The sequence below is a fragment of the Nonomuraea ferruginea genome (genome assembly GCF_039540635.1).
Taxonomy (GTDB): Bacteria; Actinomycetota; Actinomycetes; order Streptosporangiales; family Streptosporangiaceae; genus Nonomuraea; species Nonomuraea ferruginea.
This window is the reverse complement of sequence record NZ_BAABFD010000013.1, coordinates 78,123-104,017: the sequence shown is the minus strand read 5'-3', so window position 1 is coordinate 104,017 and position 25,895 is coordinate 78,123. Positions and strand designations below refer to the sequence as shown.

Here is a 25,895-nt window from a genome sequence, read left to right as displayed (position 1 = left end):
TCAGTCCAGGAGTTGGAGAAGGTCGCGGTCCCCGCGCTCGCGGAGCCTGGTGAGCAGGTCCGGCAGCTTCACCGGGCCCGTCATGCCGATCCTCGTCGCGATCACCCGCGCCGCCTGGTCGCGGGTGCCGCCCGGGGCCGTGTAGCCGACCAGGCGGAGCGCCTTGGTGATCTTCTCCGCGCCGGCCGCGGCGACCGGCAGGTGCCGGGCCCGGAGCACGCCCTCGTCCGACAGGGTGAGGAACAGGTGACCGCCCTCCTTCGCGCCGACGTCCGCCAGCAGCCTGTCGATCGACTCCAGCACCGGCCGGCCGTGCCACGTCATGGTCAGCTCGCCCGCGGCGCTCCTGGCCGCCTTGCTCTCGCCCGGCGAGAGCCCCAGGTACGCGGCGAACCCGGTCGGCAGCGGGCACTCGCCGCCGCTCAGCTGCTCGGCCGTCACGTCCACGCGCAGCCACCACCGGCCGTCGGGCTGGCGGAAGCAGCGCCTGGTCTGCGAGACGTCCTTCAGCGGCTGGTACGGTTTGCCGTTCTCCTCGCTCTGCACCGGCACCGCCGGGGCGAACGCCTGGAACTGCGACGGCACCGGATCGGGCGGCATGAACCCGGGCGGCAGCCCCGTCGGGGCCGGCTTCTGGACCGGCTTCGGTACTGGTTTCGGGGCTGGCTTGGGGGCGAAGGCGGGGGGCGGCGGCTCGGGCAGCTTGCCGTACGGCGCGCTGAACGCCGACGGCGACGCCGGCGAGCGCTGCGGCAGCGGCCGGTCGGGCAGCGTGGCGAGCACGAACTGCCAGGCGGGCACCTCCAGCGCCTTGATCTCCTTGCCGTGCCAGTCGGCGGCCTTGATCAGGCGCTCCTTGGGAGCGGACGGGCCGATCTTCTCCCGCAGCTCCTCCAGGTGCGCCCGGTACGGGGCGGCCTCGTCGCTGGCCAGCCACTCGTCGAGCATGGCGCGCAGCCGGTCCTCGGTGGCGGTGATCTCGGCGGGGGCCACGGCGAACAGCTTGGCGAGCTGGTCCACGGCCGACGGCTGGTCGGTGAACACCCGGTTCTGGGCGACCGCCCAGCTCTTGTCGTCAAGATGGGCGAACGCGGCCTCTATGAGCTGCGGCAGATCCGAGTCTTCCTCCGGAGCCCCAGGGGCGGCCTCCACCGGTTCCCCACCGGCCTCCTCCTGCCGCCCATCCGAGCCCTGCACAGCGAAGAACCCCGGCGCGACGCCCTCCTCAGCCTCATCCTCCCGGCGGCCTTCCGGCGTCTCCGCCCCACCGGAGTCGCCACCTTCCTCGGCAGCCTCGGGCCGCTCGTCGTCGGCGGTGTCACCGTCCTGAAGATCGGCGCCCCCAGGAGCAAGCTCGTGCCCCGCCACACCCTCTTCACGGGAGCCGCGTTCACCGGAGACGCGCCCCTCGACGGAGTCGCGCCCTTCGTCGGAGCCGAGGTCCGTGCGAGGCGCCGGCTCTTCGTCGGAGCCGAGGTCCGTGCGAGGCGCCTGGTCCTCGTCGGGGCTGAGGTCCGCGCGAGCCGCCTGCTCTTCGTCGGGGCTGAGGTTCGCGTTAGGCGCTCGGCCCTCGTCGGGCGCGAGGTCCGCGCCAGGCGCTCGGTCCTTGTCGGAGGCGAGGCCCGGACGAGGAGCCCCGTCCTCGTCGAGGGCGCGGCCCTCGCGAGGCGCTCGGGGCTCCTGTGCGGGGTCGCCCTGGAGGTCCTCTTCGGGGGTTTCCGTCCCGTCGGGGGCGTCGCCGTCTATGGAGGCGAGCTCCTTGTGGGACGTGGGGACCTGCGCCGCCTCGGGATGCTCTTCATCGGCGGTGTCGCCGTCTACGGAGGCGAGCTCCTTGTGGGACGTGGGGACCTGCGCCGCCTCGGGATGCTCTTCGTCGGCGGTGTCGCCGTCTACGGAGGCGAGCTCCCTGTGGGACGCGGGGACCTCCGCCTCGGGTCGCTCGTCATCGGCGGTGTCGCCGTCCGTACGGGCCGCGAGGTCGTGCTCTTCGCCGGAGGCGCGGTCCTCATCGGGGCTGAGCCCCGCGCGAGGCGCCCGGTCCTTCTCGGAAGCGCGGTCCTTGCCGGGGCCCTCTTCTGGGGTGCGGTCCCCGCGAGGCGTCCGGTCCTCGTCGCGGCTGAGGGCCGCGTGAGGCGCATGGTCCCGCTCGGGGGCGAGGTCCGAGCGAGGCGTCCGGTCCTCGTCAAGGGCGAGGTCCCCGTGAGGCGTTCGGTCCTTTTGCGCGGGGTCGCCCTGGAGGTCGTTTTCGGCCGCGCTGTCGACGGGGGTGAGTTCCCTGGGGGTGGCGCTGTGCGGGAGGGGCGCGGGTTCGTCCACCGGCTGTTCGGCGAGGAGGGACGCGGGTTCCCCGGCGGACTCGCGGACGAGCGGCCGGGCGGTCCCCTCGCCCAGGGCGGCGCCGGACGACGGCGACAGACGCACCAGGGCGGCGGAGAACAGCGCCGTCAACACAGGCCGGGCCTGGACGAAGGGCTGGTCCCTCAGCTCCCGGCTGGTGAGCGCCAGCAGCCCGGGCCACGACCCGGCCCGGTCGAGCGCGATCGCCACGTGCGGCTCGTCGGCCTCGTCCGGGTCCAGCATGTGCAGCGCCGGCAGCACGTCACCCACGGCGGCCGCGGGCCAGTGCTCGATGGCGATCTCGGTGAGCAGCTCACCCAGCGACTCGGGCCCGATGGCCGCGAGCACCCGCGGCATGGGCAGGCTGCGCCACCAGGCGTCCGGCAGCCCCGGCTGCCCGGTGAGCAGCGTGATCGTGGACGTGTCGCTCCACCTCAACGGTGGTACGAGGTCGCTCAGGCAGAAATTCATCCCGTTCCGTTCACCAGCCCCTCACGCCGCCGTGCCGTCGCGGGCCATGCGACGCCGTGTCGCGGTGCCATCATCGCGCCACCCACTGAAGAGACCATAGTCCGGCAAAACAGCCCTACGCATCCTGCACTACGCATCAGCGCCGAACGGCGGCAAACCGTAGGCGCACGTAGTCGGCCATCCAGCCGGACTCCCGGCGCAGCGCGGGCGCCGCGAGCTCGTTCACCCGCCGGAGCAGGGGATCGACGAGGCCGGGGGCCAGCCCGTCGAGCGCCGAGGACGCGAACATCCTCACCCAGTCGGCGGCCCCTCCAGGGCACTCCTCCAGGGGCGTGGGCCGGTCGAAGTACTCCAGCAGCCGCACGACGAAACCCTCGGACTCCAGCCGCCGGGCGTACTCGGCGGGGGAGGGGAAGTACCACGGCAGCTCAGGCTCGCGCAGCCCGTGCTCGCGCCAGGCGGTCAGCATCGCCGTGGTCAGCTCGGCGCAGTTGCCGGCCCCGCCCATCTCGGCGACGAACCGCCCCCCGGGCAGCAGCGCCTCCCGCACGCTGGCGATCACGGCGTCGGGGTCGCGGCTCATCCAGTGCAGCGCGGCGTTGGAGAAGACGGCGTCGTACGGGCGGGCCACGGTGAAGTCGTGCGCGTCGCCGACGATGAAGTTCATGCCCGGATACTGCGCGAGCGCCTTCTCGATCATGGCGGAGGACCCGTCGATCCCCAGCACCTCGGCGCCGCGGAAGGCGATCTGGGCGGTCAGCACGCCGGTGCCGCAGCCGAGGTCCAGGACGCGCTCACCCGGCTGCGGGTCGAGCAGGTCCACCAGCGGCGCGCCCTGGGTGGAGACGTAGCCGAAGCTGCTGTCGTAGGCGCGACTGTTCCACCGCTCCAGGCCCGGTGTGTCATATCGCAAGACGATCAGCTCTCAATCGTGAGACATCGGGCCCCCGTGGCCGTAGTGTCGGTTCACTTTAGAGCCAGTTTGTCGCAGCGACATACCTGATCACACCGGTATCACCCCGTGCTTTTTGCCCACTGTTTCTTCACGTAGGTCTTCCCGGCGTCGGTCTGCGGGATCGTCAGCAGCACGGGCGGCCCGGGAGCCTTCGGCAGCTTGCTCGCCTGCTCGGTGTCGAGCGTGCCGCGCATGAGCATCGCCTCGCCCCGCGCCGGTCGCGTCCACCCCTTCTGGAACAGGTTCTGGCCCTGGTCGGAGAAGAGGAACTCCTGCCACAGCCGGGCGGCGGCGGGGTGCGGCGCGGCCTTGTCGATCGCCTGCACGTGGAAGGCGCCGAGCGGCGCGTCCCTCGGGATCACCACCTTCCAGGCGGCCGAGTCACGGGCCTCGCGGGCGGCGTTGACGTGGTCCCAGGTCACGACGGTGTTGGCGGAGGCCGGACTGGTGAGCTGCCCGGCCTGCTTGAGCCGGGCGAACAGCGCCACCCCCTGCTGCGGCTGCGGCGAGCCGGCCCGCAGGGAGGCGGCCATCACGCCGGAGAACGCCGCCTGGGAGCGCAGCGGGTCGCCGTCGAGCGCCACCTTGTATCCGGGCTTGGCCAGATCGGCGAAGGAGGCGGGTGCGGGCACCGCGCGGGGGTCGTACCCGATGGACATGTAGCCGCCGTAGGCGGCGTACCAGGCGCCGGCCGGATCCTTGACGTGGTCGGGCACGTCGAGCCAGCCCTGAACCTTGTACGGCGCGAACCGCCCGCCGGCGCCCACCGCCTCCTCCAGGGTGAGGTCGAACACGTCGGGCTTGAGCTTGGCGGCGGTGTCGAGCGCCCGGCGGCTGCTGGCCCCCGGTTCGAGCTGCTTGACCTCGATGCCGTACTCCTCGGCGAAGGCGTCGATGATCTCGCCGTAGTTCGCCCAGTCGCGGGGGAGCCCGACGACGGTGAGCGTGCCCTCCTTCTGGGCCGCCTGGACCAGCCGTTCCATGGTGCCGAAGCCCTCTTTGAGCGAGGCGGCATGGACGTTGACGGGAGGCCCGGAGCCGGGCTGCTCAGCGGACGGCGACGCGCCGCATCCGGCGCTGGCGAGGATGGCGGCTACGGCGGCGCAGGTACGTACGGTCACACAATGAATACTTACCGTTACTTCCGTCCAGGTCGAGGAGGCGCGGCCGGAACCACCCTGCCCGCGACCAGCGTCTCCTCCGGGATCTCCACGAGAGTGCCGTCGCGCTTGCGGACGCGCAGCACTCCGCCCTCCCACGATTCGAGCGTGCCGACGGCGTCTCTGAACCCTTCCGGGACCCGCCTGCGCGTGGTGACGCGCGCTCCGACGTCGGATGCTGAGATAGTGATCACGAGGCGAGCGGCCACGAGTTTGCCACCCTCCGTTTCAGTCGCCTGGCAGGCACGGCAATACTAGGGCGTAGCAAACCGCGGTCAGAGTCATGCCATGGTGCGGAGAAGAAGGAGCTCGAGGTGACCTACGTCATCGCGCAGCCTTGCGTGGACGTCCTGGACAAGGCGTGCATCGAGGAGTGCCCCGTCGATTGCATCTACGAGGGCGAGCGCATGCTTTACATCCACCCCGACGAGTGCGTCGACTGCGGAGCGTGCGAGCCTGTGTGCCCGGTCGAGGCGATTTTCTACGAGGACGACCTTCCCGAGCAGTGGAAGGACTTCTACAAGGCCAACGTGGACTTCTTCGAGGACCTCGGATCGCCCGGTGGCGCGTCCAAGGTCGGCAAGATCGAGAAGGACCACCCGGTCGTGGCGGCGCTCCCGCCGCAGAGCGAGTAACCGGAGCGGCCCGCGCGCGGGCCGCTCACACGGCGGGGCGGCAGGCCGTTGCCGCACGCGCCGCGTGCCCGCCGTGCGGGTGCGCGGTCCCAGCCCGTACGTATGAGCCTGGAGAACCGTGAACAAGCTGCCTGACTTCCCCTGGGACCGGCTGGAGCCGTACAAGGAGCGCGCCCGCGCGCACCCCGGCGGCATCGTCGACCTCTCGGTCGGCACTCCCGTGGACCCGGTGCCGGGGCTCGTCCAGGAAGCGCTGTCCCGGGCGGCCGACAGCCCCGGCTACCCCTTCACCCACGGGACCCAGGCGCTGCGGCAGGCGGCCGCGGGCTGGCTGGCGCGCAGGCACGGCGTACGGGTCGACCAGCGCGACGTGCTGCCGGTGATCGGCTCCAAGGAGTTCGTCGCCTGGCTGCCGACCTATCTCGGCGCCAAGCGGGTGGTCTTCCCCGAGCTGGCCTATCCCACCTACGACGTGGGAGCCAGGCTGGCGGGGGCCGCGGGCACGGCCGCCGACGGGCTGCTCGCGCTCGGCCCGCAGCAGGCCGACCTCGTCTGGGTCAACTCGCCGGGCAACCCGACCGGCAAGGTGCTCCCCGTGGAGCACCTCCGCAAGGTGGTGGCCTGGGCGCGCGAGCGCGGCGCGATCGTCGCCTCCGACGAGTGCTACATCGAGCTCGGCTGGGAGGAGCGTCCGGTGTCGATCCTGCACCCGGACGTGTGCGAGGGGTCCCACGAGGGCCTGCTCGCCGTCCACTCGCTGTCGAAGCGGTCCAACATGGCCGGATACCGCACCGGTTTCGTCACCGGCGACCCCGCGCTGATCAAGCGCCTGCTGGAGATCCGCAAGCACGCCGGCATGCTGATGCCCGAGCCCGCGCAGGCGGCGATGACCGCCGCGCTGGGCGACGACCGCCACGCCGACGAGCAGCGCGAGCGCTACGCCGCGCGCCGCGCCCTGCTGCGGCCGGCGCTGGAACGGGCCGGCTGGCGCGTCGACCACTCCGAGGCCGGGCTCTATCTGTGGGCGTCCGACGGCCGGAACTGCTGGGATCAGGTCGGCAAGCTTTCCGAAACCGGCATTCTGGTCGCGCCCGGTGAGTTCTACGGACCGGCAGGTGGGCGGCACATCCGGGTCGCGCTCACGGCCACTGACGAACGCATCGATGCGGCGGTGCGCCGCCTCCAGTAGGATCGCCCCTCAAACGCCCCTCCCGTCGTCGGAAGGGGCGAGCCGGATAGACAGCAACACAAGTAGATACCGGGCGTTCGCCGAGGCGAACCGCGAGTGGAGCGAGCCGTACGATGAGCATGACCTCCATGGTCGTTCTCGGGCTGAGCATCGCCACCGTCCTCCTCCTGCTTGGGGCGTTCCTGGCCACCCTGCGCCAGGACAGGAAGGACCGCACGGCGGTCGAGCAGCCGGTCGAGGTCGCTCCCGCCGAGCCCCCGCTACCTGCGCCGGTCGCGGCGGCCGGGCATGCCGGCATCGACTACACCGACCCGCGCACGCTCAGGGTCGGCGACAAGATCGAGGTTCTCGGGTCGCCGGTGCGCGTGCTCGGCGCCCTGTACGTGTCGTGGCAGGGCCAGCAGTGGGTCGAGTACCGCCTGCGCGACGGCGCCCGCCGCGTCCAGTGGCTGACGGTCGAGATGCGCAAGGGCCAGACCCCCGACCAGCCGCCGCACCTGGAGGTGCTGCTCTGGACCGACGTGCCCACCCAGGGCATGGTCCCGGCGCGGAGCAGCCTGATCATGGATGACGTCGAGTTCCACCCGCTGGAGCGGGGCACCGCCGCCTTCCGGTCGGAGGGCAGCACGAGCAAGCCCGACAGGGGGCTGCTCGACTTCGCCGACTACCGGTCGACCGACGGGCGGCTGCTGTCGTTCGAGCGGGTGCAGGGCCAGGCGTGGACGGCAGCGTACGCGCAGCCGCTGCCGCCCGGCTCGATCGGCATCATCAGCCGCGCCTCCTCCTAGTCAGGCCAGCTCGACCTTCCGGCTGCCGGACGCGCTGCCGTCGACCCAGCCTTCCACCCGCGTGTCGTTGGACCAGCGGGCGCCGGCGTACTCCACCCGGCTCAGCCCGTACTTCTGCGCGTGCGCCACCGACCAGGCGGCGATCAGCCAGCCGCGCTTGCTGCCGGTGACGGTGGTGCTGCCGAGCGCCCGCTTGAGCTGGCGGCGGGCCTGGGCCGTCTTGGGCCGGGGCGCGGCGGCCTGCTCGGCGCCCGCCTTGCCGCCGCTCGCCTGCGCATCGCCGGCCTGGCCCGTCTCCGGCGGATACCAGCAGTGGACGGCGCGCGGGACGCGCCCGGTGAACGCCGCCGCGAGGATCTCGGCCTCCTCCTGGTGGGGGCCGTAGGCGTAGCCGGCCGCCGAGCGCTGCACCTCCTGGGCGGCCTCCGCGACCGGCATCTTGCGGTAGCCCTTGACCTTGACCAGGGCGGCGAAGAAGCGTTCGGTCGCGTAGACGGGGTCCATGATCTGCTTCTTGGTGCCCCACCCCTGCGACTCGCGCTGCTGGAACACGCCGACCGAGTCGCGGTCGCCGTAGTCGAGGTTGTAGAGCTTGGACTCCTGCAGCGCCGTCGCGTACGCGATCACCACGGCCCGCTCCGGCAGCTTGCGCCGGGCGGCCACGGCCGCGATGGTGGCCGCGATCCGGGCCTGCTCGATGTCCATCTCCCGATCGCCGCCGGGGGTGCGCACGACGCAGTGGGCCTCGGGGACGGCCAGGGGCTTGGGCGCCCGCTTGAGCAACTGGTAGACGCCGAACGAGATGCCCACCGCGAGGATCAGCACGATCGCCGCGATGGTGATGACTCCCCGTGAGAAGCGCAGGTGCACGCTGTAGAACCTACCCGGCGGGATAGGCTCCGTGGCCATGACCGAAGTGAGCACCCTGTCACCGGCGATCGACCGGTTGTGGGCGCGGCGCGCCGAGCTGTCACCGGCCGACGCGGAGGCTCGCGCCGCGGTGGTGGCCGCCGTGGACCTGCTCGACCGGGGGCAGGCGCGGGTGGCGTGGCCGTCGGGTGACGAGGTGGTCGTGGACGAGCGGGCCAGGCGGGCGATCCTGCTGGCGTTCAAGGTGCTCGGCATGGCCAGGTCGCAGGTGGGCGACTTCCACCACCACGACAGGGTGCCGCTGAAGACCTCCTTCGACGGGGTCAGGGTGGTGCCGGGCGCGATCGTCCGCTGGGGCGCCTATCTGGCGCCGGGCGTGGTGCTGATGCCGTCGTTCGTCAACACCGGCGCCTACGTCGGGCCGGGCACCATGGTCGACACCTGGGCCACGGTCGGCTCGTGCGCCCAGATCGGCGCCGACGTCCACCTGTCCGGCGGGGTCGGCATCGGCGGCGTGCTGGAACCGCCGAACGCGGCGCCGGTGGTGGTGGAGGACGGCGCGCTGATCGGCAGCCGGGCGATGATCGTGGAGGGCGCCCGGGTGGGCCGCGGCGCCGTCGTCGGCGCCGGCACGATCCTGTCGGCGTCCATGCCCGTCGTCGACGTCCAGACCGGCGAGGAGCTGGCCCGCGGCCGCGTCCCCGACTGGTGCGTGGCGGTGGGCGGCACCCGCCAGAAGGAGTACCCCGGCGGGACGTTCGGGCTGCCCTGCGTCCTGGTGCTCAAGCGCCTGGAGCCGGGGCGGCGCCACGACAAGGCAGCGCTCAACGAGGTGCTGCGCGAACACGGAGTGAACACCTGATGCTTGACCTGACGCAGGACGTCCGCACGCTGACGGCGGCCGTCGTCGACATCGAGTCCGTGAGCGGCGCGGAGGAGCACCTCGCCGGGCTGGTCGAGCGGGCGCTGACCGGGCTGCCGCACCTGAAGGTCGACAGGTCGGGCAACACCGTCGTGGCCCGCACCACGCTGGGCCGGGCCGAGCGGGTGGTGATCGCCGGTCACCTCGACACGGTGCCCGTCGCCGGCAACCTGCCCAGCCGGGTCGAGGACGGCCTGCTCTACGGCTGCGGCACCTCCGACATGAAGGCCGGGGTGGCCGTCGCGCTGAAGCTGGCGGCCACGGTGCCCGACCCGGTCCGCGACGTCACGTACGTCTTCTACGACTGCGAGGAGATCGAGGCCGCGCGCAACGGGCTCACCCGGGTCGCCCGCGAGCACCCCGGCTGGCTGGCGGCCGACTTCGCCGTGCTGATGGAGCCGACCGACGGGGTCATCGAGGGCGGCTGCCAGGGCACGCTGCGCGCCGAGATCCGGGTCACCGGCAAGCGCGCCCACAGCGCCAGGTCGTGGTTCGGGGTCAACGCCGTCCACGGCATCGAGCCGGTGCTCGCCAGGCTGAACGCCTACGAGGCGCGGCGGCCGGTGGTCGACGGGCTGGAGTACCACGAAGGGCTGAACGCGGTCGGCGTGCGCGGCGGCGTGGCGGGCAACGTCATCCCCGACGAGTGCGTGGTCACCGTCAACTACCGCTTCGCCCCCGACCTGACGGTCGAGCGGGCGCGGGCGCACGTGCGCGAGGTGTTCGACGGGTACGAGGTCGCGTTCGTGGACGCGGCGCCCGGGGCGCGGCCTGGCCTGACCCACCCGGTGGCCGCCGCCTTCACCGCCGCCGTCGGCGGCACGCCGCGGGCCAAGCTGGGCTGGACCGACGTGGCGCGCTTCTCCGACCTGGGCGTCCCGGCCGTCAACTACGGCCCCGGCGACCCCAATCTGGCACACCAGCAGGGCGAGTACGTGACGCTGGAGAAGATCGTGGAGGGCGAGCGGGCGATGCGCGCCTGGCTCACCGGGGGCCGGAAACAGTGAAAGTGGCTCTCCTCGCCGGCCATTTGACGGGGAGAGCCACTTTCAGTCCCGAGCAGCACCCTCGCCGGTTAGACGCAGGGGTCGCGAAATCTGGTTCCAGGTTTCCCGGGAAGTTTTTCAAGATTCTTCCGGCGGCCTTCCTGGCGGCATCCCGGCCACGTCCCCGCAGGGTAGGCAGATACCGGACATCCAGCGAACTGTTGAGGGATAGCGTGGTCCGTATGAGAGCGAATCGCCGCGAACGGCGGCAAGGCCAGGCGGTGGTGCGCGGCAACCTGGTGCCCGAGTCGACCCATGACCAGAGGCTGCTGGCCCGTCAGGGGCCCGCCGACTGGGTGCACCAGGACCCGTGGCGCGTGCTGCGGATCCAGGCGGAGTTCGTCGAGGGCTTCGGCCAGCTGGCCGAGCTCCCCCGCGCGGTCACCGTGTTCGGCTCGGCCAGGACCCCCGCCGACTCGACGGAGTACAAGGTGGGCCGGGAGCTCGGCAGGGCGCTGGCGCAGGCCGGTTTCGCGGTGATCACCGGAGGCGGGCCCGGCGTCATGGAGGCGGCCAACCGGGGCGCCACCGAGGTCGACGGCGGCGTGTCGGTCGGGCTCGGCATCGAGCTGCCGTTCGAGCAGCGTATGAACGACTACGTGGACCTCGGCATCGAGTTCCGCTACTTCTTCGTACGCAAGACCATGTTCGTGAAGTACTCGTGCGGGTTCATCGCGCTGCCCGGCGGGTTCGGCACGCTCGACGAACTGTTCGAGGCGCTCACCCTGGTCCAGACCCACAAGGTCACCAGCTTCCCCGTGGTGCTGATGGGCTCGGAGTTCTGGGGCGGGCTGCTCGACTGGGTCAAGAGCCAGCTGTGCGGCACCGGCAAGATCGCCCCCCACGACCTCGACCTGATCACGGTCACCGACGACGTCGACGAGGCGGTGCGGATCATCACCGACTCCGAGCTGAACCGGTCGCGCCGGCGGGAGGACGAGGAGGAGTCCGTCAGGGCGCAGGTGGCCGAGCCGCAATAGGCTGGCTCTCCGTGAACATCTGCGTCTTCTGCGCCTCAAGCCGGCACATCGACGACAAGTATCTCCGCCTGGCGGCCGAGGTGGGGGGTGAGCTGGCCCGGCGCGGCCACACCCTGGTGAGCGGCGGCGCGACCGTCTCCTGCATGGGCGAGGTCACCAGGGCGGCCCGCGCCGCCGGCGGCCGCACGATCGGCGTCATCCCCCAGGTCCTCGTCGAGATCGAGATCGCCGACGAGGATTCCGACGAGCTGATCGTCACGGCCGACATGCGCGAGCGCAAGGGCCAGATGGACGCCAGGTCCGACGCCTTTCTGGTGCTGCCCGGCGGCATCGGCACGCTGGAGGAGCTGTTCGAGATCTGGACGGCCAGGGTGCTCGGCATCCACGACCGTCCCCTGGTGATCCTCGATCCCTGGGGGCTCTACCGGCCGCTCAGGGACCTGGTCAGCGGCATGTACGACGCCGGGTTCACCCGCGCCGGCGTCTTCGACGCCATCTCCTGGACCACCACGGTCGACGAGGCGCTGGCCCATCTCGAAGCCCGCGCGCAGCCCGTCCGGCCGAGCGTGGAGGAGCTGAGCGAGGCCGTCGACTGAGCGTCCGGCTGCGCACCGGGTGGGGCAAGTGCGGGACTCGTGCCCCGGTGGTATGAGTACGATGCCAATGTGCTGCTGGTCATCCTCGCCATCGCCGCGCTCGCCATCCTGGCCGGCGTGGTCCTGGTGTCCCTGGGCAAGGGCGGTGAGCTGACCGAGTTCCCGCCGGACGTGCCGCCGCTCAACCTTCCCGAGGCGGGCAATCTCGCGGCGGTCGACGTCCTGGCGTTGCAGTTGCCGGTCAATCTGATCGGTTACCACACGCAGAGCGTCGACGAGTCCCTGCGCCGGATGGCCAACGCCATCAGCGCGCGTGACACCAGGATCGCGATCCTGGAGCAGCGGGTGTCGGAGCTGCTGTCGAGCAGGCTGTACGCCCGCCAGGAGGTCTACGCCGCGCCGGGCAACGGGCCACGCACCGAGCACGAGCCGCCCGCCTCGCCCCTCGCGCTGACCGCCGAGAGCGGCCCGCCGTCCAACGGTCACGTGCCCCCGTCCGCGCTGGAGGCGCCGGCCGGCGTCGAGCACGAGCCGGTCTCCTGGGTGGGACCCGACGGCCAGGACCTCGCCGCATCATCCGAACACGACGAGCCCGAAGACCTTGAGACCGGGGAGAGTTCCGCGGAGCGGGACGGGTCTGAACCGTCCGAGGCCGAGCAGGGTCCGGTGGAGCGGGACGAGCAGGAGCGGTTCGAGACGGCGCAGAGCGCGGCGGAGGGGTCCGAGAGGGGCGACCGGCGACGGTCTTCCGAGGGGTCCGGCGACGTCGGCGAACTGGTGCGGGTCTCCGGCGACAAAGACGGCGACGACAAAGCGCGCGACGAGGACGGCGGCAAGGAGGGGGACGGGCGGGCGTGAGCGAGGTGATCCGCTGCTCGTGGGCGGGCATGGCCGACCCGCTCTACCTCGCCTACCACGACGAGGAGTGGGGCCGTCCGGTGCGGGGCGACGACCGGGTCTTCGAGCGGGTGACGCTGGAGGCGTTCCAGTCGGGCCTGTCGTGGCTGACGATCCTGCGCAAGCGGGAGAACTTCCGCGCCGCCTTCGACGGCTTCGCCATCACCAAGGTGGCCGCGTACACCGAGGACGACGTGCGGCGGCTGCTCGCCGACGTGGGCATCGTGCGCAACCGGGCCAAGATCGAGGCCACGGTCGCCAACGCCAGGGCGGCGATGGAGGTGCCGGGCGGCCTGTCCGACCTGGTCTGGAAATATGCCGACCCGTCCGCGCCGGTGCCCGCGACCATGGCCGACGTGCCCGCCGTGACCCCCGCGTCCAAGGCGCTGGCCAAGGAGCTGAAGAGCCACGGGTTCAGGTTCGTCGGCCCGACCACCTCGTACGCGCTGATGCAGGCGATCGGGCTGGTCAACGATCACATCAAGGGCTGCGTGGCGCGGGCCTGAGCCCGCGCGCCGTCAGCGACCGTGGAAGACCGGCTGCTCCTTGGCCAGGAACGACGCCGTGGCCCGCAGGTGGTCGTCGGTGGCCGCGCACGCGTCCTGCAGGTCGGCCTCCAGCGCCAGAGCCTCGGGCAGCGGACGCGCGGCGGCGTGGGCCAGCGCCCGCTTGGTGGCGCCGTAGGCCTTCGTCGGCCCCTGCGCGAGCCGTACGGCCAGCTCGTGCGCGGTCTTGAGCACGTCGTCGGCGGGCACCACGCGGGTGACCATGCCCAGCTCCAGCGCGCGGGCGGCGGTGACGGGCTCGCCGAGCAGCATCAGCTCCGTCGCCCGGCCCAGGCCGACCAGGCGCTGCAGCGTCCACGAGGCGCCCGAGTCGGGCGCCAGCCCGATGCCCGCGAACGCCAGCGCGAACTTGGCCTTCTCCGAGGCGATCCGCAGGTCGCAGGCGAAGGCGAGGGCGGCGCCCGCGCCCGCGGCCACCCCGTTGACCGCCGCGACGACCGGCTGGTCCATCGTGGTGATCAGCTCGATGATCGGGTTGTAGTGCTCGCGCACCGTGTTGTCCAGGCCGCGGCCGGCCTCCAGGTTGGCGGCGTGCTCGCGCAGGTCCTGCCCCGCGCAGAAGGCCCGGCCCGAGCCGGTGAGCAGGACGGCGCGCACGCCGGGGTCGGCCGCCGCCCGCCGCAGCGCGTCCAGCAAGGCGGTCTTGACCTCCGCCGTCAGCGAGTTCATCGCGTCGGGCCGGTCGAGCGTGATGGTGGCGACGGCGTCGGCCACGTCATAACGGATCAATGCAACTCCCTGTCGACGAACGCGGCGGCTGCGGGCAGCAGCCGGGCTGCCTCCTGCTCGAAGAACGCCCTGGCCTTCTCACCCGGCCAGCCCGCGGGCAGCAGCTCGGGCGGCAGGCCGGGGTCACGGAACAGGAAGTTCCGCCATCCGTGCACGAGCTTGCTCCTTGTCGCGAAGACTAGGTCGGGCCTGGCCTGGGCGGGCAGGGCGGTGATCAGTGTGTCGGCCTCGGCGTGCCACTGCTCGTAGGCCTCGCCGATGGCGTCCAGATCCCAGGCCCGCGCCACCAGCTCGCGCGGGTCTCCCTCCAGTGCCGCCTCGAACCTATCGGCCCGCACTCCCTCGCTCTCCAGCAGGTGGTCCAGCTCGGCGGAGGAACGCGGGCCGATCCAGGTGCTCTCGGAAAGCGCCGCGTAGCCGAGGAAGGCCAGCGTGATCCTGATCCGCTCGCGGCGCGGCCGTTCCTTGACGGGCGGGAACACGATCAGGTGCCAGCGGCTGTTCCAGCTCAAGGTTCCGGCTCGGTAAATTCTCAGCGCCGCCTCATCCAGCCGTCTGACGCACTTCGGGGTGAGACCGTAGCCGGGCCCGCGCGGCAGCCGGACCGGCCGCAGCCAGCCCTGCCTGACCATGCGGGAAACGGCTGTACGCACGGCCGGTGCGGCGATTTCCAGGGGTTTCATCAATCGAACGAGAGCGGCCACGGACGCCTGCCCACCGCGAGAGCGTAGGTGGTCTCCATACAGGTCGAACAGGGCGGCGCGTGCGTGCACGAAGTCCAGTTTGGATGGCTTCGCCCCGCTCGACAACGCATTCTGGGAGGAGATCGTTACCCATGAGGGCTCTCGATGCGGGAGAATAGGACATCACAGAAGACGTGAATACGCCGACCACCCGTTTCGGGAGGTCGGAGGTCGGAGATCGCGGGCCGCGGGAGCCCAAGGCAGGAAGGGATGCACGCATGGCGGCGATGAAGCCGCGGACCGGCGATGGTCCGCTCGAGGTCACCAAGGAAGGGCGCGGCATTGTCATGCGGGTCCCCCTGGAGGGGGGCGGACGGCTCGTCGTGGAGATCTCCGCGGACGAGGCCAAGGCTCTCGGCGAAGCATTGAAGAACGTCGTCGGCTAGAGCTTCCGACCGATCTTCACCCCACGGCCCTGGCGTGCACCCGCGTGCCAGGGTCGCCGACGTATGAGGAGAGAACGTGCCGATCGAGACCGGTGCCTCGGTGGTCGCCCAGGTTCCCGACGACGCCCCGCTGCTGGCCGTCCCTTACGACTCCGCGCTCGCCCCGGCGCTTCGGCTCGACCTGCACGTGCCGGTCACCGGGCTGCTCGCGCACTACGAGGCCGAGGGAGAAGCGGGCGAGGTCGTCGAGGTCCCGGTGGCCAGGGGCGACGGCGTCGGCCGCGTCCTGCTCTACGGGGTGGGCGACGGCTCTCCGCGAGCCCTGCGCAAGGCCGCGGCCACGCTGACCCGCCGCGCCCGCGGCAAGGAGTCGCTGGCCGTGGTCACGCCCGAGGGCGACCCGCGGGCCTTCGCCGAGGCCGCGCTGCTGGCCGCCTACTCGTTCAAGATCGGTTCGGCGGGCAAGCGGCCGGTGGGCGCGATCACCTTCGTCGGCGCCGACGAGGAGCAGGTCCGCAGGGGCGAGAGCGTGGCGCGGGCCGTCGCGCTGGCCCGCGACCTGGCCAACATGCCGTCGTCGGTCAAGGGCCCGTCGTGGCTGGCCGATCGGGCCGCCGAGCAGGGCGTCCCGATCCGCGTCTGGGGCGAGGAGCAGCTCCAGGCCGAGGGGTTCGGCGGCCTCCTGGCCGTCGGCCGCGGCTCGGCCCGGCCGCCGCGGCTCATCCAGCTCTCCTACACTCCCGACGAGCCCGCCGAGCGCCACGTGGTGCTGGTCGGCAAGGGCATCACCTTCGACTCGGGCGGGCTGTCGCTCAAGCCCACCGAGAACATGAAGACGCAGAAGACCGACATGGCCGGCGGCGCCGTGGTGATCGCCGTGATGGGCGCGCTGGCCCGGCTCGGCCTCCCGATCCGGGTGACGGGCCTGGTGGCCGCCGCCGAGAACATGCCGTCCGGCACGGCCCAGCGCCCCGGCGACGTGATCAGGCCGTACGGCGGGCGCACCGTCGAGGTGCTCAACACCGACGCCGAGGGGCGCCTGGTGCTGGCCGACGCGCTCGCCTACGCCGACGCCCGGCTCGACCCCGACGTGGTCGTCGACGTCGCCACGCTCACCGGCGCCGTCACCGTCGCGCTCGGCCGCCACCGCGGCGGCCTCTACGCCTCCGACGACGAGCTGGCCAAGCGGCTGCTGGAGGCCGGGGAGGCCAGCGGCGACCGGCTGTGGCGGCTGCCGCTGATCGACGACTACGCCGGGGCGCTGGAGTCGCCGGTGGCCGACCTGGCCAACGTCGAGATCGGCTCCCGTTACGGCGCCGGTTCGATCACGGCCGCGCTGTTCCTGCGCGAGTTCGCCGGCGACCGGCCGTGGGCCCACCTCGACATCGCCGGGGTGGGGCGGAGCACGGTCGACGAAGGGCTCCTGACCAAGGGCGCCACCGGGTTCGGCGTGCGCGTGCTGCTGGAGTGGCTGTCCGGGCTGTGACGCGCCTCAGCCGGAGACCTTGACCGCGGCCAGCAGGCCGTCGCCGAGCGGTATGAGCAGCGACCGCAGCCGGTCGTCGGCCTGCACGAGCTTGCCCAGCTCGCGCAGCGACACGGTGTCGGGGTCGCGCTGGGCGGGGTCGGCCACCCGGTGGTGCCAGAGCACGTTGTCGAAGGCCACGATGCCGCCGACGCGGAGCAGGCGGACCGCCTCGGAGAGATAGTCGGCGTACTCCTGCTTGGCCGCGTCGGCGAAGACCAGGTCGTAGCCGCCGTCGGAGAGCCGCGGCAGCACGTCGAGCGCCCGTCCGGTGATCAGCCGCACCCGGCCGCCCGAGAAGCCCGCCTCCGCGAACGCCTGCCGGGCGAGCCGCTGGTGCTCGGGCTCGACGTCGACGCTCGTGAGCGTGCCGTCGGCACGCATGCCCCGCAGCAGCCACAGCCCCGAGACGCCGCAGCCGGTGCCGACCTCGACCACCGACTTGGCGTTGATCGCGGTGGCGAGGAAGCAGAGCGCCGCGCCGCCGCCGGGAAGGATGGGCGGGGCACCCATCTCCAGCCCGCGCTGCCGCGCCGCGTGCAGGATCTCATCCTCGTGATGGAACTGCTCCGCATAGGCCAGAGTGGCCTCCAACGGACTGGTCATCGGCCTCCTCCCCCCACTTTCGTGCGATTGGTCACCGATCGCAGCCTAGGGGAGTAGTGCCGGGACGGGAACTCAGGAGGGCCTCGAGGCGTTGCAGGTTTAAACGGGCTTTGCCGGTCCGGATGGCAGTGAGTGCGCACGAAGGGACAAAACCAGGCACTATGACGGTAGCGGTGGTCCCAGAGAGAGGAGTGCTGGTGGACGAAAGTGACCACCAGGCCGATACTCCGTTGTCCGATGTCCCCGGCATGGTCCCCGAACCGGAATGGACCCCTCCCACCTGGGAGGAAGTGGTGCGGACCCACTCCGCGCGTGTCTACCGGCTGGCGTACCGTCTCACCGGCAACGTCCACGACGCGGAGGATCTCACCCAGGAGGTCTTCGTCCGGGTCTTCCGATCTTTGTCCAGTTACACCCCCGGCACGTTCGAGGGCTGGCTGCACCGGATCACGACCAATCTGTTCCTCGACATGGCGCGGCGCAAGCAGCGCATCAGGTTCGAGGGACTGGCCGACGACGCGGCCGAGCGGCTTCGCGGCCGGGAGCCGTCGCCGGCGCAGGCCCTGCACGACGCTCACCTGGAGCCTGACATCCAGGCCGCTCTCGACGCGCTCGCACCCGAGTTCCGGGCGGCGATCGTGCTGTGTGACATCGAGGGATTGTCCTACGAAGAGATCGCGGCCACGCTCGGCGTCAAGCTGGGAACGGTCAGAAGCCGGATTCACCGTGGCCGGGCACAGTTGCGCGAGGCGCTCGAACATCGGGCACCCCGTAATTCCCAACTCCCCCCGACCGTAACCCGTGGGGAGGAAGTCTGACATGGCTCACCTTGAAGAACGCATATCCGCGCTCGTCGACGGCGAACTCAATCACGCCGAGCGAGAGCGCGCGCTGGCCCACCTGACGTTCTGTGCCGACTGCAGGAGAGAAGTGGAGTCGGTGCGGGCGCTCAAGTCCCGCCTGCGCTCGCTGGAGACCCCCGCGCTGCCCGCGGACCTCACCATGTCGCTGCTGCGCATGGCCGAGCCCGGCGGTCCGCTGCCGCCCAGGGAGCGGCCTTTCCCTACGCGTACGTTCGGAGGGGTGCCCATCCCGGGGCCGCACAGCATCGCCCCTTTGGACAACCGGCCCCGAAGGAACGGCACTGGTGGCGCCTCCTCGGGCCCTGGCCGCGCGACTAGGCGCGGCACGTACGTCGCGGTCAGCGTCGTGTCGGCGGCCGTGGCGCTCGGCACGTTCTTCGCCGTCTCCGGCGTCGGGCAGAACACCCAGACCCCGCCGGTCGAGCTCGTCAAGCGCGTGCAGCCGACGCCCACGGGCGCGCCGTCCACCGCCACTCCTTGAGACCGATCCCGGCTGGGATACTCGTGATGGCGTAGTCCATGGCGTGAGGGGCATACGATCTGAGATCGGGATATGTCAGGAGAATCGGGCTGACAATTGCTTTACAGCACCCGTATGCCGTACAGACCATGGTTGCGGTGTCGTGAGCAAGGAGTGGTGGATTAGATGACCGACGAGACGCGCCCCGAAGGACGCACGCCGTCGGGACACCCTGAGCCACAGGGCCGGCCGGAGTTCCTCCCCGCCGGAGACCGGCAGGACGGGCGGCCGCCCGCCCCCGGCGGTGACGACGCCGGCGAGACCTCCGTCTTCGGCACCTCCCACCCCTACGACGAGCCGGCCCGCCCGGGCGACACCCGCGCGTACGAGCCCCCCGGCCCGCCCCCCGCCTTCGGCCACCCCGGCGGCGAGAGCCCGTCCTTCGGCAACCCGAGCGTCTTCGGCCACCCCGGCGGCGAAGGCCCGTCCTTCGGCCATCCGGGTGGCGAGCGTCCGTCCTTCGGCAACCCCAGCGGCGAGGGCCCGTCCTTCGGTCATCCAGGTGGCGAAGGCTCGCCCTACGGCGAGTCACCCCGCTTCGGCGACTCAGGCGAGGGCCCGCCCTTCGGGCATCCGAGTGGTGAGCGTCCCTCTTTCGGGCACCCCGGTGGGGAAGGCCCCGGTTTCGGCAACCCCGGTGGCGAGCGTCCGACCTTCGGGCATCCGGGTGGGGAAGGACCGGCTTTCGGCAACCCCGGCGGCGAGGGTTCGTCTTTCGGGCATCCCGGTGGTGAAGGACCGCGCTTCGGTGGTCCGGCCGGCGAGAACGCGTACGCGACCGGCGAGTGGCCGTTCTTCGGCAGCGGCGAGAAGCGCCCCGGCTCCTTCACCAACCCCAGCGGCGAGGGCCCGTTCGGCGGGAGCGGCCCGCCACCGCCGCCGAACGCCCTGCCCATGGGCGCCAACTGGGCGCCGCCGCCCGGCGCCACCAGGGTCGCGGCCCCCCGCCGCGGCCCCAGCACCCCGATGCTGCTCGTGCTGGCCCTGGTCGTCGCCCTGGTCGCGTCCGGGCTCGGCAGCGTCGGCACCTACCTGCTGACCCGCCCGAGCGGCAGCACCGACCCCTCCTACAGCCTCGGCCCCATCCCCACGGGCAACGTCGACCGCGCCCCCACCTCCGTCGCCGGCGTGGCCGCGCGGGTGCTGCCCAGCGTGGTCTCGCTGGAGGTCGGCAACGGCAGCAACACCGAGGGCGCCTCCGGCTCCGGGTTCCTGATCAAGAACGGGTACGTGGTGACGAACAACCACGTGGTCGCCCTGGCCGCCGGCGGCGGCGACATCAAGATCATGTTCAACAACCGCAAGACCACGACGGCCCGCATCGTCGGCCGCGACCCCGGCTCCGACCTCGCGGTGCTCAAGCCCGAGGAGACGTTCGGCACTCCCGAGATCACGCTCGGCAACTCCGACCAGGTGGTCGTGGGCGACCCCGTCATCGCGATCGGCTCGCCGCTGGGCCTGACCGGCACCGTCACCACCGGCATCGTCAGCTCGCTCAACCGGCCGGTCATCGCCGGCGACGAGAGCGGCGGGGGCGGTGAAGAGACCGCGTACATCAGCGCCATCCAGACCGACGCCGCCATCAACCCCGGCAACTCGGGCGGCCCGCTCGTCAACGGCCGCGGCGAGGTCGTCGGCGTCAACTCGGCGATCGCCACCCTCAGCCGGTCCATGACGAGCCAGAGCGGCAGCATCGGCCTCGGCTTCGCCATCCCGGTCAACCAGACGCGCCGCGTCGCCGAGGAGCTCATCACCACCGGCAAGGCCAAGCGTCCCAAGATCGGCATCGTGCTCGACACCGAATACCGCGGCGAGGGCGTACGCATCGCCTCCGGCAGCCAGAACGGCCGCCCGCCGATCGACGAGGGCGGCCCGGCGGAGAAGGCCGGGCTCAAGCCCGGCGACATCATCCTTGAGGTCGACGGCCTGCGCCTCCAGGACGGCAACGAGCTCATCGCGCTGATCCGCAGCAAGGCGCCGGGCGCGAAAATCAACATCAAGTACGAGCGCGACAACGAGGAACGCACGGCCACCCTCGTGGTCAGCGCCGACGCTCCCACGCCTACTCCGTCCTGATCTCGCGCGCTCCCGCCGAAGGGAACCCCCTCGGGTGTGGCGCCGTGACGCGTGCCTCGGGGGGCAACCCGAAGGGACCCCTCGGGTGAGGCGCCGTGACGCGTGCCTCCGGCCCGCTCGGCTGAAAAGCCGGGGAAGGTCCTGGAGCCTCTTCGGAGGCGGGATTCGTCCGCGAGGAGGAGGCCGAGCTACCCGTTAGAGCCCTTAGTCTGTGGGATAGCCGGGGTTGTCCCCGGGGCGGTTGACTGCTTGGAGCTGACGGTGTTCGGACTTGGCTGGCTGGAAGTCGGCGCGCTGATCATTATCGCGCTGCTGGTCTTCGGCCCGGATAAGCTGCCCCAGGCGGCTTCCCAGGCCGGGAAGACCCTGCGCAACCTGCGCCGCATGGCCAACAACGCGCGTGACGACCTGCGGGCCGGCCTGGGGCCCGAGTTCTCCAATTTCGACCCGGCCGACCTCAATCCGCGCAACTTCGTCCGCAAGCATCTGCTGGAGGACGACGAGGACGACTGGAAGAAGCCGGCCGCGGCCGAGCTGGAGCCCGCCGACACCGTCCCGGTGGGCGGCGAGCTGGGCGTGGGCGAGATCCCCCCGTACGACAACGAGGCGACCTGACCCACGCCCGTCGCGGGGTCAGCCCCGGTTGGGCGAGAGCCCGAGCTGCATGCCCTTGAGGCTCGACGAGCGCTTGCCGAGCGTGGCCGCGATCGAGCGGAGCTGCGTCGCGGCGGGGGAGTCGGGGTCGGTGAGCACCAGCGGCTTGCCTTCGTCGCCGCCCTCGCGCAGCCGCAGGTCGATCGGGACCTGGCCGAGCAGCGGCACGCGCGCGCCGAGGATGCGGGTCAGCGCGTCGGCGACCGTCTGGCCGCCGCCCTCGCCGAAGACGGCGATGCGCTCGTCGCAGTGGGGGCAGGGCAGCCAGGCCATGTTCTCGATGACGCCGGCGATCTGCTGGTGGGTCTGCGCCGCGATGGAGCCGGCCCGCTCGGCCACCTCGGCGGCGGCCATCTGCGGGGTGGTGACGACCAGGATCTCGGCCCCGGGCAGCCGCTGGGCCACCGAGATCGCGATGTCGCCGGTGCCGGGCGGCAGGTCGAGCAGCAGGACGTCCAGGTCGCCCCAGTAGACGTCGGCGAGGAACTGGTGGAGCGCCCGGTCGAGCATCGGCCCGCGCCACACGACGGGGGTGTTGCCCTCGGGCTTGAACATGCCGACCGAGATGACCTTGATGTCATGGGCCATCGGCGGCATGATCATGTCTTCGACCTTGGTGGGCCGCTCGGCCGCGCCCAGCATGCGGGGGACGCTGTGGCCGTAGATGTCGGCGTCGACGATGCCGACCTTCATCCCGCTCGCGGCCATGGCGGCGGCGAGGTTGACCGTCACGGACGACTTGCCGACGCCGCCCTTGCCGCTGGCCACCGCGAAGACGCGGGTCAGCGAGCCGGGCTTGTTGAACGGGATCTCCTTCTCGGGACCCCGGTCGCCGCGGAGCTTGGTCTGCAGCTCCTTGCGCTGCTCCTGGCTCATCACGTCGAGCTCCAGCTCGACGGCGCTGACGCCGTCGACCTTGGCGACCGCGGCGGTGACGTCGCGCCGGATGGTGTCCTTCATCGGGCAGCCGGCGACCGTGAGGTAGACGCCGACGCGCACCTTGCCGTCTGCGGCGATGTCGACGCCCTTGACCATGCCGAGGTCGGTGATCGGGCGGCGGATCTCGGGGTCGATGACGGTGGCGAGGGCGGCCGTCACCTGGTCCTGGGTTGGTGCCATCGAAGTCTCGGCACGCCCGGGTGAGGGGGTGCCGTCCCTCCTTTGCCGGTATATGTGTGACAGGCGCTGGACGCCAGTTGAGGATGCCCCTCCATGGTATGAACCTGGAAGCCGGTCCCGTTAATCCAGTCGGATCCGTCGGTTTTCCGGGCAGCCCTCCAAGGTTACTCCCTGGCTCCCACGGCGTCAGCGCCGCTCCTTGAGCTCCTCGCCCAGCCGCTGCAGTTCGGAGCGCAGGTAGTCGCGGGTCGTCACCTCGCCGAGCGCCAGCCGCAGCCCGGCGATCTCGCGGGTGAGGTACTCGACGTCGGCGCGGTTGCGCTCGCCCGTCTCCCGGTCCTGCTCGTACTGGACGCGGTCGCGGTCGTCCTGCCGGTTCTGCGCGAGCAGGATCAGCGGGGCCGCGTACGAGGCCTGCAGCGACAGCATGAGCGTGAGGAAGATGAACGGGTACGGGTCGAACTGGAACCGGGCCGGGGCGGCGACGTTCCAGCTCACCCAGACCGCCACGAACACGGTCATGTAGACCAGGAAGCGCGCGGTGCCGAGGAAGCGGGCGATGCGCTCCGCCAGCCGCCCGAACACCTCGGGGTCGTAGTGCGGGCGCAGCGAGCGGCGCAGTTCGCGGGGCTGGTCCAGGCGTTCGGTGGTCACGTCAGAGCCTCTCGCGCCAGTCTTCGGGCAGCAGATGGTCGAGGACGTCGTCGACGGTCACCGCGCCGACGAGCCGGGTGTGCTCGTCGACGACCGGGGCCGCGACGAGGTTGTAGACCGCCAGATAGGCGGCCACGTCGTGGAGCGGCAAGTCCGGTTTGATCGGGTCGATCGACGGGTCGATGACGCTGCCGAGGAGGGTGGAGGGCGGGTCGCGGAGCAGCCGCTGGAAGTGGCTCATGCCGAGGTAGCGGCCGGTCGGGGTCTCGTTGGGCGGCCGGGTGATGAACACCTGGGCCGCCACCGAGGGAGTCAGCTCCTTCTGCCGGACGTGCGCGAGCGCCTCGGCGACCGTGCTGGTCGGCGGCAGGATGACCGGATCGGTGGTCATCAGGCCGCCGGCGGTGTCGTGCGGGTAGGTGAGCAGCCGCCGCACCGGGGCGGCCTCCTCCGGCTCCATCAGCGCCAGCAACGCGGCCGCCTGCTCCGGGGGCAGGTCGTGGAGCAGGTCGGCGGCGTCGTCGGGGCCCATCTCCTCCAGCACGTCGGCGGCCCGCTCCGGTTCGAGCGTGCGCAGGATGCCGACCTGGTCGCCGGGCGGCAGCTCCTCCAGCACGTCGGCCAGCCGGTTGTCGTCGAGCGCGCGGGCCACCTCCTCGCGCCGCTTGCCCGACAGCTCGTGCAGCGCGCTGGCCAGGTCGGCGGCGCGCAGCGACTCGAACGAGGCGATCAGCCCGGCGGCGCCCTGGTCCTTCTGCAGGATGTCGAAGCCCGACACCTCGCTCCAGTCGACCACCCGCGCGTCGCGCCGCCTGCCCCGGTGGACCGCGATCCGGGTCACCTGCCACTCGGACCGCTTGACCTCGGCGACGGCCACGTCGTAGACGGTCATCGGCTCGCCGTCGACCCGCACGGTCAGGTCGAGCATCTCGCCGATCACCAGGGTCTCGGTGGGCCGCTGCTCGAACCGGCGGACGTTGAGCCTGCCGGTGAAGATCACCGCGCCCGCCTGGATGCCCCGTACGCGGGTGATGGGCAGGAACACCCGGCGGCGCGGGCGGACCTCGACCACCATGCCGTGCACCCGGGGCGGGCGCGTGCCGCGCAGCCCGACCACCACGTCTCTGATGCGCCCGATCTGGTCGCCCGCCGGGTCGAAGACCGGCGTGCCTGCCAGGCGGGCGACAAAGATCTGCACGTCAGCAGGCTAACAGTGCTATGGCATTGCGCCGCGGACCCCCGGCGTGTCAGTATCAAACCCGCTAAACAGTGATTACTCTTCACGGGGGTTCGCGTGCGCTACGCGGGACTCGCGATGGCGTTCGCGTCCTCGCTCTGCTTCGCCTTCTCCGGGCCCATGGCCAAGTATCTCAACGAGGCCGGCCTGGCGCCGCTGGAGGCGGTCTGGGTGCGGATGGCCGGCGCCGGGCTGCTGCTGCTCGCCGTGCTGGCCGTGGTGAAGCCGTCCGCGCTGCGGATCGCCCGCTCGCGGCTCCCGTTCTTCGCGGTGTACGCGGTCGTCGCCGTCGCCGGTGTGCAGTCACTGTACTTCGCGGCCATCACCCGGCTGCCCGTGGGGATCGCCCTGCTGCTGGAGTTCATGGCGCCGGTGATGGTGGTGGCGTGGGTGCGGATCGTGCGCAAGATCCGGCTGGCCAGGGCCGCCTACATCGGCGCGGTGATGGCCGTGGCCGGGCTGGCCATCGTGGTCGAGGCCTGGGAGGGCATCCGGCTGGACGCGATCGGGCTGGTGCTGGCGCTGATGGCCGGGGCGTGCTGCGCCGGATATTTCCTGATGAGCGATAGCTTCGGGGACGACGTCGACCCGCTCGGCCTGATCGCCTGGGGCATGACCGGCGCCGCCGTCGTGCTCGCCCCCATCTCCCAGCCCTGGAACATCCCCTGGGACGCCTTCACCCTGACCGTCGCCCCGGCCGGCGGCGCCACGCTCCCGGTGCTCGGCGCGTACCTGTGGATGGTGCTGGCCGCCACCGTCGTCGCCTACATCCTCGGGGTGAACGCGGTGCGCAGGCTCTCGGCGGCCGTGGGCGCGACCGTCGCCTCGCTGGAGGTCATCGCCGGCGCGGTCGTGGCCTGGCTGCTGCTCGGCCAGGCGCTCGGCGCGTACCAGATCCTCGGCGGGGCCATCGTGCTGACGGGCGCGCTCCTCGCGCAGACCGCGACCGTCAGCCGTCAGGCGCCCGCGCTCGCCGAGCCGGTCGCGCCCGTGGACGCGGGCGTGAGCCGCACCACCGTCGACTCCTGAGCCCAGCGCCCGGGCAGGCCCTCGCTGTCACGGGCGTTGAGCCGCTCCTTGGCCAGCACGGCCACCACCTCGGGCGCCGCCGCCTGATCGACGACCGCCACGGCCGCGTCGAACTCCACCAGCCGGGCCCCATTGTCCTTGCTGCGCAGCGTGACCCGTACGCGCTCACGGCTGGTCAGCCCCGGCAGCTCCTGCTCCTCGCCGCCGGTCACCAGATAGATCGCGCCGTCGTGCCACGCGTGCCAGGCCAGTCGCGGCCGGTCGAGATCCAGCCAGAGGATGCCGGACTTCTTGGCGCCCTCCTCGATTGCCAGGGTGTTGTCGGTCACAGCTTGTAAT

The 25,895-nt window shown here is 71.8% G+C and carries 28 protein-coding genes; 16 read left to right on the top strand and 12 right to left on the bottom strand.

Annotation, left to right across the window (positions count from 1 at the left end; translation table 11 throughout):
- From ABD999_RS24520 to ABD999_RS24505, 4 genes are all read right to left on the bottom strand, one after another.
- On the bottom strand, nt 1-2,778 hold the full coding sequence (locus ABD999_RS24520) for a midas domain-containing protein (protein ID WP_271276305.1): 2,778 nt from the start codon (nt 2,776-2,778) through the stop codon (nt 1-3).
- Nucleotides 2,779-2,947: 169 nt separating this feature from the next.
- Nucleotides 2,948-3,724 (bottom strand): class I SAM-dependent methyltransferase, encoded by a 777-nt coding sequence (locus ABD999_RS24515; protein ID WP_219543998.1) that lies wholly within the window; start codon nt 3,722-3,724, stop codon nt 2,948-2,950.
- 101 nt (nt 3,725-3,825) lie between these two features.
- Nucleotides 3,826-4,887 (bottom strand): ABC transporter substrate-binding protein, encoded by a 1,062-nt coding sequence (locus ABD999_RS24510; RefSeq protein WP_187280948.1) that lies wholly within the window; start codon nt 4,885-4,887, stop codon nt 3,826-3,828.
- Between the two features lie 17 nt (nt 4,888-4,904).
- A complete protein-coding gene (locus ABD999_RS24505) occupies nt 4,905-5,135 on the bottom strand; it encodes a putative acetyltransferase (protein WP_148029240.1) in 231 nt (76 codons plus the stop codon).
- 105 nt (nt 5,136-5,240) lie between these two features.
- Between ABD999_RS24505 and fdxA the strand changes: the two genes are divergently transcribed.
- From fdxA to ABD999_RS24490, 3 genes are all read left to right on the top strand, one after another.
- On the top strand, nt 5,241-5,561 hold the full coding sequence (fdxA, locus tag ABD999_RS24500) for a ferredoxin (RefSeq protein WP_148029241.1): 321 nt from the start codon (nt 5,241-5,243) through the stop codon (nt 5,559-5,561).
- Between the two features lie 118 nt (nt 5,562-5,679).
- The gene (gene dapC / locus ABD999_RS24495) at nt 5,680-6,750 is read left to right on the top strand and encodes a succinyldiaminopimelate transaminase (RefSeq protein ID WP_219543997.1); all 1,071 of its coding nucleotides are present in this window, start codon (nt 5,680-5,682) and stop codon (nt 6,748-6,750) included.
- Between the two features lie 113 nt (nt 6,751-6,863).
- Complete coding sequence (locus tag ABD999_RS24490) at nt 6,864-7,538, top strand: DUF4178 domain-containing protein (RefSeq protein ID WP_246639503.1); 675 nt, start codon at nt 6,864-6,866, stop codon at nt 7,536-7,538.
- Here ABD999_RS24490 and ABD999_RS24485 read toward each other — a convergent pair whose 3' ends face one another.
- Nucleotides 7,539-8,447, bottom strand: a complete 909-nt coding sequence (locus tag ABD999_RS24485; protein ID WP_271276307.1) for a hypothetical protein — start codon at nt 8,445-8,447, stop codon at nt 7,539-7,541.
- Here ABD999_RS24485 and ABD999_RS24480 point away from each other — a divergent pair.
- From ABD999_RS24480 to ABD999_RS24455, 6 genes are all read left to right on the top strand, one after another.
- Nucleotides 8,440-9,270 (top strand): 2,3,4,5-tetrahydropyridine-2,6-dicarboxylate N-succinyltransferase, encoded by an 831-nt coding sequence (locus tag ABD999_RS24480; protein ID WP_372452409.1) that lies wholly within the window; start codon nt 8,440-8,442, stop codon nt 9,268-9,270. The genes ABD999_RS24485 and ABD999_RS24480 overlap by 8 nt on opposite strands.
- Nucleotides 9,270-10,337 carry a succinyl-diaminopimelate desuccinylase gene (gene dapE, locus ABD999_RS24475; protein ID WP_148029245.1) on the top strand — a complete coding sequence of 356 codons (1,068 nt, stop codon included), beginning with the start codon at nt 9,270-9,272 and terminating at the stop codon, nt 10,335-10,337. The genes ABD999_RS24480 and dapE overlap by 1 nt, the downstream gene beginning before the upstream one ends.
- Nucleotides 10,338-10,558: 221 nt before the next feature.
- On the top strand, nt 10,559-11,356 hold the full coding sequence (locus ABD999_RS24470; protein ID WP_148029246.1) for an LOG family protein: 798 nt from the start codon (nt 10,559-10,561) through the stop codon (nt 11,354-11,356).
- An 11-nt stretch (nt 11,357-11,367) separates the two neighbouring features.
- Complete coding sequence (locus ABD999_RS24465; RefSeq protein WP_219543993.1) at nt 11,368-11,952, top strand: LOG family protein; 585 nt, start codon at nt 11,368-11,370, stop codon at nt 11,950-11,952.
- Between the two features lie 69 nt (nt 11,953-12,021).
- Nucleotides 12,022-12,810 carry a hypothetical protein gene (locus tag ABD999_RS24460; protein ID WP_271276308.1) on the top strand — a complete coding sequence of 263 codons (789 nt, stop codon included), beginning with the start codon at nt 12,022-12,024 and terminating at the stop codon, nt 12,808-12,810.
- Nucleotides 12,807-13,355 carry a DNA-3-methyladenine glycosylase I gene (locus tag ABD999_RS24455; protein ID WP_148029249.1) on the top strand — a complete coding sequence of 183 codons (549 nt, stop codon included), beginning with the start codon at nt 12,807-12,809 and terminating at the stop codon, nt 13,353-13,355. Before ABD999_RS24460 ends, ABD999_RS24455 begins: the two co-directional genes overlap by 4 nt.
- 12 nt (nt 13,356-13,367) lie before the next feature.
- Here the strand turns inward: ABD999_RS24455 and ABD999_RS24450 are convergent, their stop codons facing one another.
- Both ABD999_RS24450 and ABD999_RS24445 read right to left on the bottom strand, forming a co-directional pair.
- The gene (locus ABD999_RS24450; RefSeq protein ID WP_148029250.1) at nt 13,368-14,144 is read right to left on the bottom strand and encodes an enoyl-CoA hydratase-related protein; all 777 of its coding nucleotides are present in this window, start codon (nt 14,142-14,144) and stop codon (nt 13,368-13,370) included.
- On the bottom strand, nt 14,141-14,917 hold the full coding sequence (locus tag ABD999_RS24445) for a PaaX family transcriptional regulator (RefSeq protein ID WP_148029251.1): 777 nt from the start codon (nt 14,915-14,917) through the stop codon (nt 14,141-14,143). Before ABD999_RS24445 ends, ABD999_RS24450 begins: the two co-directional genes overlap by 4 nt.
- A 188-nt stretch (nt 14,918-15,105) precedes the next feature.
- Here ABD999_RS24445 and ABD999_RS24440 point away from each other — a divergent pair, with 188 nt between their 5' ends.
- Together ABD999_RS24440 and ABD999_RS24435 are read left to right on the top strand one after the other, a co-directional pair.
- The gene (locus ABD999_RS24440; protein WP_020545024.1) at nt 15,106-15,273 is read left to right on the top strand and encodes a DUF3117 domain-containing protein; all 168 of its coding nucleotides are present in this window, start codon (nt 15,106-15,108) and stop codon (nt 15,271-15,273) included.
- 76 nt (nt 15,274-15,349) lie between these two features.
- Nucleotides 15,350-16,759 carry a leucyl aminopeptidase gene (locus ABD999_RS24435; RefSeq protein WP_271276309.1) on the top strand — a complete coding sequence of 470 codons (1,410 nt, stop codon included), beginning with the start codon at nt 15,350-15,352 and terminating at the stop codon, nt 16,757-16,759.
- Between the two features lie 6 nt (nt 16,760-16,765).
- Here the strand turns inward: ABD999_RS24435 and ABD999_RS24430 are convergent, their stop codons facing one another.
- A complete protein-coding gene (locus ABD999_RS24430) occupies nt 16,766-17,404 on the bottom strand; it encodes an O-methyltransferase (protein ID WP_148029253.1) in 639 nt (212 codons plus the stop codon).
- Between the two features lie 248 nt (nt 17,405-17,652).
- Here ABD999_RS24430 and sigE point away from each other — a divergent pair, with 248 nt between their 5' ends.
- From sigE to ABD999_RS24410, 4 genes are all read left to right on the top strand, one after another.
- A complete protein-coding gene (sigE, locus tag ABD999_RS24425) occupies nt 17,653-18,222 on the top strand; it encodes an RNA polymerase sigma factor SigE (RefSeq protein WP_372452411.1) in 570 nt (189 codons plus the stop codon).
- A 1-nt stretch (nt 18,223) separates the two neighbouring features.
- Complete coding sequence (locus tag ABD999_RS24420; protein ID WP_148029255.1) at nt 18,224-18,748, top strand: anti-sigma factor family protein; 525 nt, start codon at nt 18,224-18,226, stop codon at nt 18,746-18,748.
- 165 nt (nt 18,749-18,913) lie between these two features.
- Nucleotides 18,914-20,863: a trypsin-like peptidase domain-containing protein gene (locus ABD999_RS24415; protein ID WP_271276310.1), complete on the top strand. Its 1,950-nt coding sequence runs from the start codon at nt 18,914-18,916 to the stop codon at nt 20,861-20,863.
- A gap of 261 nt (nt 20,864-21,124) precedes the next feature.
- On the top strand, nt 21,125-21,478 hold the full coding sequence (locus ABD999_RS24410) for a sec-independent translocase (protein WP_148029257.1): 354 nt from the start codon (nt 21,125-21,127) through the stop codon (nt 21,476-21,478).
- 18 nt (nt 21,479-21,496) lie between these two features.
- Here the strand turns inward: ABD999_RS24410 and ABD999_RS24405 are convergent, their stop codons facing one another.
- The 3 genes from ABD999_RS24405 to ABD999_RS24395 all read right to left on the bottom strand — a co-directional run bounded on the left by ABD999_RS24405 (nt 21,497) and on the right by ABD999_RS24395 (nt 24,488).
- Nucleotides 21,497-22,636: an Mrp/NBP35 family ATP-binding protein gene (locus tag ABD999_RS24405; protein ID WP_148029258.1), complete on the bottom strand. Its 1,140-nt coding sequence runs from the start codon at nt 22,634-22,636 to the stop codon at nt 21,497-21,499.
- A 186-nt stretch (nt 22,637-22,822) separates the two neighbouring features.
- Nucleotides 22,823-23,290 (bottom strand): DUF1003 domain-containing protein, encoded by a 468-nt coding sequence (locus tag ABD999_RS24400; RefSeq protein ID WP_148029259.1) that lies wholly within the window; start codon nt 23,288-23,290, stop codon nt 22,823-22,825.
- 1 nt (nt 23,291) lies between these two features.
- The gene (locus ABD999_RS24395) at nt 23,292-24,488 is read right to left on the bottom strand and encodes a magnesium transporter MgtE N-terminal domain-containing protein (RefSeq protein ID WP_308248843.1); all 1,197 of its coding nucleotides are present in this window, start codon (nt 24,486-24,488) and stop codon (nt 23,292-23,294) included.
- Between the two features lie 96 nt (nt 24,489-24,584).
- Here ABD999_RS24395 and ABD999_RS24390 point away from each other — a divergent pair, with 96 nt between their 5' ends.
- Complete coding sequence (locus ABD999_RS24390; RefSeq protein WP_271276311.1) at nt 24,585-25,556, top strand: EamA family transporter; 972 nt, start codon at nt 24,585-24,587, stop codon at nt 25,554-25,556.
- Here the strand turns inward: ABD999_RS24390 and ABD999_RS24385 are convergent.
- Nucleotides 25,484-25,885: a hypothetical protein gene (locus tag ABD999_RS24385; RefSeq protein WP_271276312.1), complete on the bottom strand. Its 402-nt coding sequence runs from the start codon at nt 25,883-25,885 to the stop codon at nt 25,484-25,486. The genes ABD999_RS24390 and ABD999_RS24385 overlap by 73 nt on opposite strands.
- Nucleotides 25,886-25,895 lie beyond the last annotated feature (10 nt).